We start from the raw sequence: 9,315 nt of genomic DNA on the forward strand, positions 1-9,315 counted from the left end.
GCCGCAGCACGTGAATGCTGCGGCGGCGCTTCACTACTTCACGGACGACGGATCGAGGTCAACCGTTGCCCGGCCATCCGCTCAGATACTCGTCGAACGTGGGGCCCGTGAGCGACGAGTCGCCGATTTCAACATAGGGGCCTTCCGGAGGGTCGTCCTCGACCATCTGGTTGTACCGTTCGCTGAACTCCCGGACGGACTCCAGATGGTGGCCGACATGATCGGCCAGGAACTTCCAGACCGAGCGGGTCAACCCGGACTGACGCCAATTCGGCTCCTTGGCGCCCACCGCGAAATAGACGATCTGATCGTCGTCGTTCTTGATTGCCTTGCCGAGCCAAATGTGGACGCGGCAGTCCACGCAGAGGAGATATCCGTATTCGCTCACGGTCACCTCTTCCCTGTGGTTCGTCGCGTAGGACTTCGCCGCCCCGCGCTGGTCAACACCTTAGGTGCCCTTCTGGATGAGAACCGACTGGGGGATGCCGCCCGTGGTGGTCGGCGTCGACGGGACGACCGAATCGCCGGCGGTCTCGTCGCCCTTCGAGTTCCGGATCCGGACGCGGACGTTCTTGAAGGGAGCCGTACGACCGTGTCTCGTGATGGCCGCGCGGAACTTCGCCAGGTATTCCTCGAACTGCGCCGGGCTGATCTCGCTCTGGATCACGACCTCGCCGTCGCCCTCGACCTGATCCGCGCCCTTGGACAGGTTCTGGGAGAAGCTGTTGTACGTCCCCTTGATCGTCTTCACCTCGCGTCTCAGGACGACGTTCCCCTCCTCGTCGGTGAAGGTCTGGCAGAGGTGCGGTATCGACATGGTCGACCGCATCCGACTGAACATGATCAAGAGAGACGGTGGTACGCGAGTGTCAAGCATCAGCCGTGACGGGACAACGCGTCAACGCGTCGCGTTGCCGAATTGCTCTCTTTTGGATCAAGGCGCCGCTGGCTCGGCGCGACCGTGACCGCTCGGCCTACTGGCGGCCTCCGGCTGCGGCATCGGCCGGCGCGGCGGTCCGCACCAACAGCGACGGGATTCAATAATCGGCTCTCTTGCGACGTCCACTCTTACTGCACTTGCCGTCGAGCAGGGAAGGTATCGCTGGATACCAATCTTCACTAGCTTCGCGGTTGGTGCCGCGGCCGGATTCACCGGGTACTTCAAGTTCCGAGAGAGAGGCTTCTATCTCCAACAAACAGCCGACGCCATTGAACACGAGTACTCTGCCGTCGAATTGTCCATCGGGCCTTACCGCACTCAGTCAAGTGGTGACGCCCTCGCAGTCTTCGTTGCCGAGGTCGAACGCCTGCGACTGGAGCAGCGCAAGCGGGAGCAGAGTCTTGACCAGCCCTCAGAGGGAACGCCTGGAGACCGCGGGGAAGCCTAGAGCACGTGTGGCCGGTCGGCAGTGCGCAGTACGCCATCCGGGCAGCCAGGTTGCCAACCATTGCAAGCAACGGTCGCCAGCCACAGACGGCCTGAGCCGCGGACGCATGCCCGACTAAATCGTCCTCATCTTCGTCTAGAGCACGGGTCACCGCCTGTCCCGCCGCGCCATCCCCATGCCAGTAGCGTGGACCTACGAGGGGCGCCAACGGGCACGTACGGGCATGAGCACACCGGCCCGGGGCAAGCGTTGTGCACGACGTCGACCACGCGGGGCGTTCCTCCAAACCTGATTACGCAAGTTCGATTATCGTCGCCCTCAGAGCGCCAAGGCCCAGGTCAGAGGATAGTTCCTCGACCTGGGCCTTCGTCGTTCAAGGGCCTGGCCAACCTTGCGAGCCCTCTCGCTCAGCCCTCGGGCGACTCGCCGTTTGTTCCAGCCGCCGGGCCATCCTGACCCTCGGCGCCTTCGTACGGCCAGCTCGGCGACCGAGGCGATCTGGCGGTCCCGCTCGTCGGCCCGCCGATGGATCAGTGCGGCCGCATCGTCGAGCGACCCACCGACACGTCAGGCCCATGACGCGGGGCGCCCGGGGAGCCGGCACGGTGTTGCCGGGTGCCGCAAGGCGCACCGAACCGAGCCCGCCCGACCCGCTGTCAGAGCCCCTTCATCCCGCCCGGAAGCGTGATGGCGGTCACCGTCGCCGATGCTATTCGGCCCTTGAGCACCATCGAATTCCCGGCTGAGAGCGCGAGGTTTCCTGGCAGATCGGCCTCAGGCCGGTCGGAGTCGTCGGAAGCCGGCGGGCCACAGCCCGCCGGCTTCCGTGCGGTCGGTTGCCGATGGATCAGGAGAGGCTCAGCTCCTTGATCCGCTCGGCCGGCTCGACGCCCTGGTAGACCTTGACCGCGTCGACATCGCCCGGGAACCAGTCGGTGTCGTGGTCGTCCCAGCGCGCGCGGCCGAGGGTGAACGTCCCGTCGGCGTTCCACGGGGTCGCCGTGAAGGTCGCCGTCGCGGCGGGCTCGCCGTTGATGTAGAGCACCATGGCGCCGGTTCCGGCGTCGTAGCTCGCCGCGAGGTGGATCCAGGTGTTCAGCGCGGCACCCGCCGGACCTTCGGCCAGCGCGGTCCCCGGCTCGGCCACGTCCGAGTTGGTGAGCGTGAACCGCCAGCAGCCACCGCATTGGTAGGAATACTGCAGCAGGAACCGGCCGGCATGCGCCCCCTCCTGGCTGAGCACGGTGTAGTTGGCGTCGGACCGGGTGATCCGCGCCCAGGCGGCCACCGTGAACGACTGATCGGTACGCAACAGCGCCGGGCTGGTGACGATGGCGCTGCTGCCGTTGAGGCGGACCGCGCCGATGTCCCCGGAGTCGTTGTGCCCCGGGTAGGTGTACGCGGCGCCACCGGCGAGGGTGCCGTGATGCTCGTGCGAGGTCCAGTCCTTGGCGATCGTGGTGTCGCTGTCGTCCTCGAACTGCCAGTCGGCGAGCAGTTCCGGCGCCGCCAGGTCCTCCATCTCCGCCTCGTTGGGCGCCCGGTTCCATACCCGGACGTCGGCGATGTCGCCGGCGAACCAGGTGCTGCCGCGGCTACGGCCGATCCAGGTCGCGCCGTTCACGTCGTTGAAGGTGGTGAGCCCGTCCTTCGACGTGTCGGGCACCCCGTTGACGTACAGGGTCAGGGTCTTGAGCTCGGCGTCGTAGACGGCGGCCAGATGCGTCCAGACGCCGGCCTGGGCCGGCTTCGAGGACAGGGCGTTCTGCATGACGGCCGTGCTGGACGGACCCGTCGGCATCTGGGCCAGCCACCGGTCGGTGGACTTCTGGTACTGGAAGTACAGCGACGCGAAGCTGCCGTTGGAGTCCCGGGTGAAGACCGTCCGGTCGGCGGACTTGTCGGTCAACCGCACCCAGGCGGCCACCGCGAAGCTCTGTGTCGTGTTGGTCCGGAGCTCCGTGCTGGCGAAACTGCTGGCGCCGTTGAACCCGCCGGCCTTGCCACCCACGAGGCGCCCGGCGCTGCTGGCGACGTCGGTCAGTGCCGCGTTGTGCCGGGTACGCCCGGCGCCGGTGCCCCAGCCGGTGTCGTACGCCGTGTCGGCGTCGTCGTCGTCGAACTCCCAGACCGCGACGGGGTTGTCGTCGGGCTCGGTGCCACCGGTCTGGTCGTCGACGATCCAGTCGATTTCGTCGATTTCGTCCCGGACCTGCCGGGCCAACGCCGCGTAGTAGAGGTTGTTCGGGTACTTCGAGGTGCCGGAGGTGAACAGGAAATCGCTGTTGACGGTGTCGGAGTCCTCGGTGAGGTCGGTGGAGACCGCGGCCGCGAAGTTGATCGTTCCGTCCGAGTACCCCTGCAAGGCGGCCGTGCCGTCGTTGCCGAGGATGTATTCGTTGATCAGCTTTCGGGCGGCCTCCTGCACCGCGCTGTGCGTGCCGGCGAAGGGCGGCAGCGTTGCCACGTATACCTTGATCCCGCCGGTGCGGCTGGGTAGCCGGACCGCCGCGTTCGAGGCGTCGTCGGTCTTGAATCGGCGCAGCTGCGCGGTGAGCGCGAGCAGCTTCTTCTTCACCGGATCGGCGCAGGCCTCGGCCGTGGTGGCGGTGCAGGCCAGCAGGTCGCTGGACCCGGCCGAGATGACCGCGCTGCGCACGTTGGCCTGGCCGAGGATCGCCCGGTCCACCAGGGCGGTCGCGTTCTCCGGCAGGGTGCCGTTGGCCGCCGGCAGCTGAGCCTGGTTGCTCCAGCTGCTGCTGCCCAGGTTGAGCACACCCATCGGAACCTTGCCGTTGCCCTGCTCGGCGGTGGCGAACGCCTCCGCGAGCCGGCTGTTGAGCTGGCTGATGCCGTCGCCGCCGGCCGTGTCGGAGTTCACCGTCTGGTCGCCGAAGAGCACCATCGCGCCGGCCGGGTCGGTCGTCGAGGTGGTGACGTCGATCCCGGACAGGAACGGATGACCGTTGATGGCGAAGGTGGTGAAGCCGGTGGCTGCCGACTCACCGGTGTGGTCGACGTTGTCCGCGGCGCTGACGTAGATCGGCGTCTTGGCGTCGCGGTGGCCGGACAACGCCGTGACGGTGCCGCGCACCTTGATACTGACCAGCGCCATCGTCCGGTCCGGGGCGGACAGGTTGACCGGGTCGCTGACCACGTCGGTGCCGGCCGGCAGGGTGACCGACTTCGATCCGCCGAAGGTGAGCCCGATCGGAGCGGCCTTGGCCGAGGCGCCGCCCAGCGCCGGATCCTGCAGGCCGACGGAGGCGGCGTCCAGGGTGAGCGGGGTCTTGCCGAGGGCGTTGGCCAGGTGCACCCGGACCTGCTGGGTGCCGCCGCCGGTGCCGATGCTCAGGTGCGCCGGGATCCGGACGGTCTGGTCGGTGAGCGTGACGGTGCTGTTGACGCCGTTCACCGTGGCCTGGATCGCGGCGCTGTCCTGCGCGGCGGCCCAGCTGCCGACCCAGTGGGTCGCGGTGGACCCGCTGCCGGTGACCGACGTCGGGCGGATGCCCATGCCGAGGAAGTGCAGCGTCTGCCGACCGGCCTGCGGCACGTTGGTGACCACCGGCAGGATGATGCTGGAGACCACCGCACCCGGGCAGTACAGCGGCACGCTGGTGGCGAACAGGCTGATCGGGGTGGCCACGGTCGTGGCAGTGCTCTTGTTGTAGGTGGGTGCGGTGTACACCGCCTCACTGGCCGGGGTCGATGTCCAGTCCGGAATCGTGTCCAGGGTGAACTGCTGGCTCTTCATGCCGCAGCTGGTCTCGGCGTAGTTGATCGTGCCGGTCGCGCCGCGGCTCGGGCCGTTGGTGGTGAACCCGACGAACACCAGGGCGTTGCCCTTGTTGACCACTCCGCTGCCGGGCACGGTGACGACCTGCCCGGAGGAGAGGATGTTGTCGTTGCGGCCGTCACCGAAGGTATCCGCCAGCTTGATCTTCGCCCCGTTGACGGTGACGGTGCTGCCGGGGGTCCAGCCCGCGGCCTTGAGCTGCGCCGCCTCGAAGCTGGATCCCGGCCCGTCGGCGTTGGCCGCGGTGATCGTCGGCGTGGTGCCGGGGGTCAGGGTGCTGATCGCGGCGTTGTTGAGGCAGGCGCCGGTGCTGTTGATCGGGCAGGCCGGCACCCACATCATCCGGACGGCGTCGATACCGGCCTGGTAGCCGGCGGAGGCCGCGTTCTTGCCGGTGATCTTCAGGGTGATGCTGTGCACGCCCTGCTCGATGATGCGCGGCGTGTTGGTCGCGTCGACGACGGCGCCGAAGCTACGGAACTTCACCGCTCCTGCCGGGTTGTAGGCGTCGAAGTTCTCGATCAGCACCTGTTCGGTCGACAGGCCCTTGTCCAGTGTCAGCGAGTACGAGCCGTAGTCCGACGCGGTCATCAGGCTCGCGCCCAGATCCCACCGGCCGCGCTGCGGGACGTTGAAGTACAGGGTGGCGGTGTCGTTGACGGCGACCTTGCTCGTCGTGCTCTTGTTGGCGAGCATTGCCTGGTAACCGGAGTAGAAGTACCAGCCGCTGGAGTTGACCTGGCTGATCAGCTGCCCGGTGGTGCTCGTGGTGGTCGCCTTCGGCACCGTGGTGTACGTGTTGTCGGTGTTCCACGCCGACCAGCCGGCGATCATGTCGCCGCCCGGGGCATAGAACGGGGTGCTGGTGCCGGCGAAGAAGCTGTAGGTCGTCTGCGGCGAGGTGGTGCCGGCCTGGTCGACCGCCTTGGCGAAGACCCGGTGCGCTCCTGCCGTTCCCGGCGAGAACTGCACCCCGGCCGTACCGTTGATCACCGTGGTGGCGCCGTAGCCCCAGGCGTTGTCCGCCTTCGCGAAGTAGATGGTGCCCGGGTTGATCGCGGTGTTCGCGAGGGCCGAGGTCCACGCGGTGCCCCTGTTCGCCGCGTAGGTGACGTTGGCCAGATCACCGTCGAGCGAGAACAGGTAGCCGATGACGTTGTTGGTCCTGTCGTTGGCCAGCTGGAACAGCCCGTTCTGACTGTAGGCGTTGCCGAGCGCGCCCGGCGGGAAGTGCGTCGAGTTGATCGACGGCGCCTTCGGCGCGGACGTGTCGACGGTGAAGGTCTGGGTCTGCGACCAGACACCACCCCACACCCCGGACGCGTTCTTGATCGCGGCCTTCCAGGTGTACGTGCCGTCGGCCAGCGAGGGAGTCACCGTCCAGGTGCCGCCGTTGAGGGCGTAGCCGCTGGACGGCCCGTACCCGTTGCCGACCCGGGTGCCAGCCGAGTTGAACACCTGGTAGTTGACCTGGACGTTCTCCTGGTAGCCGTTCATCTTCGGGGAGTAGCCGGTCGCGGACAGTGTGGGTGTCCGGGTGGTGGTCAGGATCCGTCCCTGGTCGACAACCGACGGGGTGATCTTCGGGTTGCCGGTGCCGTTGGTGAAGACCGGCTTGTAGCTGTACTTGACCGAGAGGGTCGCGCCGCCGCCGTAGCCGAGCTGCTTCCAGTTGTACTTGTCGGTCTCGCTCTTCGCGGCGACCAGGAACGTGGCGTTGCTGGCCTTGTTCGTTGCCGCGGTCTTGATGAAGCTCAGCACGTTGAACTTGAAGCTGGCCGGGCTCGGTCGCACCTTCGAGGAGCCGCAGTCCAGTTCCGTGCCGTTCACCGTGGACAGCACCCCGGTCAGCTTCGACGGCTGCTTGTCCCAGTTCAGCCCGGACGAGCTCCAGCTGCTGATCCCTCCGGTGCCGTAGACCACCGCCGCGGTGTTCTTCGTGCACAACGCCGACCACCGGTGCACCACGTACAGGCTGGCCTCGAAGATCGTCGCGCCTTTGATGCCCGCCGTGTTCATCTGGTAGTAGCTGCGAGCCTTCTCGTTGTCGCCGGTGTCGTAGTTGTCGTAGCCGATGCGGGCGCTGGTCGACCCGGTCTTCGACGTCGAGTTGTACACGTTCCAGCCGTTGCTGGAGATCCGCGCCCAGTTCAGCTGGGACTTGCCCGGCGACCCCGACCAGTACGGATCGATGTACACCGGAAACTTGGTGTTCTTCGACGTCAGCAGCCCCTGATCCGGAACCAGCGTCTGCTTGCCGCCCTTGACCCCGACCTTGATCTTCGCCCGGTTCCGGCCCAGCTCGCCGGCGTCGACCTCGGTCTGCGGAGCGATGGCCGGCGGCGTGCTGTCCCACATCAACGCCGTGTCGGTGTGGAAAACCCGCTCGCCGGACTTGGTGTCGACCGCCTCGGCCCCGCCGTTGCTGGTCTCGGCCAGCTTCACCCCGGTGCCGGTCAACCCGAAGTCGACCTGCTTCAACGCCGGGTTCGCCGCCGCCTCCGGCGTCTTCACCACCAGCATCGACGAGTAACCGGTCGCGTCCGCGGTCACCTGGAGGTCGACGTCCGGCAGGACGTTCGGATAGGTTGCGGTGTCCCCAGCGACCACCGCGGCCGGGAGTTTCTTACCCCAGGAGAACTTCAGCGTCTTCGCGCCGTCCTTCATCGACAGCAGATCGGTGCCGCTACCCCCGGAGATCGACAGCGAGCTCAGAGCCGCTTTGGGCGCGTAGCTGCCGTCCTTCTGCCGAACGAGCGTGGTGTCGATCGGCACCCAGGCGTTGTCCTTGCGCACCCGCTGCGGGGCGGACGAGTAGATCGCGGTCAGCGTGCCGTCCGGATTGGCCGACGTCGTCGAGTATGCGTCGGTCAGCGAGGGCACCCGAACCGGACGACCACCGGTACGGGCCTTGGAGACCGCCGCGCCGACCGGATCCGCCGGCGCCTTGTCAGCTGCCCCGGTTGCCGGGGCGGCGGGTTTCGGTGTCTGAGCCTGAGCGGGCGGCGCTACGGCGACCGCTCCGGCGGTGAACAGGGTGGCGACTGCCGTCGATACCTGAAGACGGCCCCACCGTGAATGCAATGAGGACATGGCTTTGCTAGACCCCCGTTGGATGACTGCGGTCTACGACCGCTCGGCCATCATTGTGCGGGTGGCACCGTCCAAAATCGATACTCCGTGATCTTCGAATTGCGCCCTGCCGCACAAAGCCACGCTCCATGGCGACAAATCCAGCGAATCGCGCAACACCACGCTCCACTCAGGACGTCGCATGCGTGTCCGCATTGGACGGACGGCGGCGTGAGCGGAGCCCAGGCGGCCGCCCCGGCGCGTCACCTCGGGCGCAGGTCCTCGAGCACTTCGTTGAGGGCGGCGATCAACTCGGGGGAATGTGCGGTGAGGTCGGCCTCGTCATTGATCACGCCGTCTACGTACATGAGCACGCTGACGCTCGCGTTGCCGGAACAGGCGTGGGCTCGCACCAGCGGGCGATCGGCGCCCTTCTTCTCGCGATCCAGAACCGCCAGGCCGCCATCGCCGATTCCGGGCAGCGCAGCGACGAGGTGCCCGGCGATTTTCGACACTCTCTCGACCTGTTCCAGGCTGCCCCGATTGTCGGCGCCGGGCTCGGCCCGGTTGATGTCGACCGTGGCGGACCTGACCCTGCCGGTGTAGGCCCAGAGTCGCTGGAATTGGGCGTCGTTATCGAACCCGTTCAGTGACGCCAGCGGGCCGGTGGTTACGCGCGCAGAGCCGGAGAACTCAGGCCCGTCGCCTGCCACCGAATACCACGGCGGTCCGGCGTGCGCACTGCTGATCACTGATTCGGCCGGGACGGGTGCGGCACTGTCGCCGCCGGGATCACCGGCCGCATTCTGACAACCACCCATCGCAAGCACGAATATCGGCCCTATCCACAGTCGGCGCACCCCGATCCCGTCCTCTCATGACCTTGGAACCCTATAGCGTCCGATGTCCGAACAGGAAGAGGCCGCCCGCCGCGCCGCGGGCCCCAACCAAAAAAAAAAACCCCCCCCAAACCAACAAACAAAAAAACAAAAAACATAAAAACAACAACAAACACCAAAAAACCCAAAAAACCACACATAAAAAACACCAAACATA

The 9,315-nt window shown here is 66.8% G+C and carries 5 protein-coding genes; 1 reads left to right on the plus strand and 4 read right to left on the minus strand.

The features are described 5' to 3' along the window. Nucleotides 1–58: 58 nt before the first annotated feature. Together AB0F10_RS41795 and AB0F10_RS41800 are read right to left on the minus strand one after the other, a co-directional pair. Nucleotides 59–388, minus strand: a complete 330-nt coding sequence (locus tag AB0F10_RS41795; RefSeq protein ID WP_360639022.1) for a hypothetical protein — start codon at nucleotides 386–388, stop codon at nucleotides 59–61. A 60-nt stretch (nucleotides 389–448) separates the two neighbouring features. Beyond that, nucleotides 449–829: a hypothetical protein gene (locus AB0F10_RS41800; RefSeq protein WP_360639025.1), complete on the minus strand. Its 381-nt coding sequence runs from the start codon at nucleotides 827–829 to the stop codon at nucleotides 449–451. A gap of 214 nt (nucleotides 830–1,043) precedes the next feature. Between AB0F10_RS41800 and AB0F10_RS41805 the strand changes: the two genes are divergently transcribed. Beyond that, nucleotides 1,044–1,388 carry an SLATT domain-containing protein gene (locus AB0F10_RS41805; protein WP_360639033.1) on the plus strand — a complete coding sequence of 115 codons (345 nt, stop codon included), beginning with the start codon at nucleotides 1,044–1,046 and terminating at the stop codon, nucleotides 1,386–1,388. Between the two features lie 847 nt (nucleotides 1,389–2,235). Here the strand turns inward: AB0F10_RS41805 and AB0F10_RS41810 are convergent. Further along, nucleotides 2,236–8,070, minus strand: a complete 5,835-nt coding sequence (locus AB0F10_RS41810) for a LamG-like jellyroll fold domain-containing protein (RefSeq protein WP_360639028.1) — start codon at nucleotides 8,068–8,070, stop codon at nucleotides 2,236–2,238. Between the two features lie 452 nt (nucleotides 8,071–8,522). Next, nucleotides 8,523–9,089, minus strand: a complete 567-nt coding sequence (locus tag AB0F10_RS41815) for a hypothetical protein (protein ID WP_360639031.1) — start codon at nucleotides 9,087–9,089, stop codon at nucleotides 8,523–8,525. Nucleotides 9,090–9,315 lie beyond the last annotated feature (226 nt).

Source organism: Actinoplanes sp. NPDC026623 (assembly GCF_040638275.1).
Lineage (GTDB): Bacteria > Actinomycetota > Actinomycetes > Mycobacteriales > Micromonosporaceae > Actinoplanes.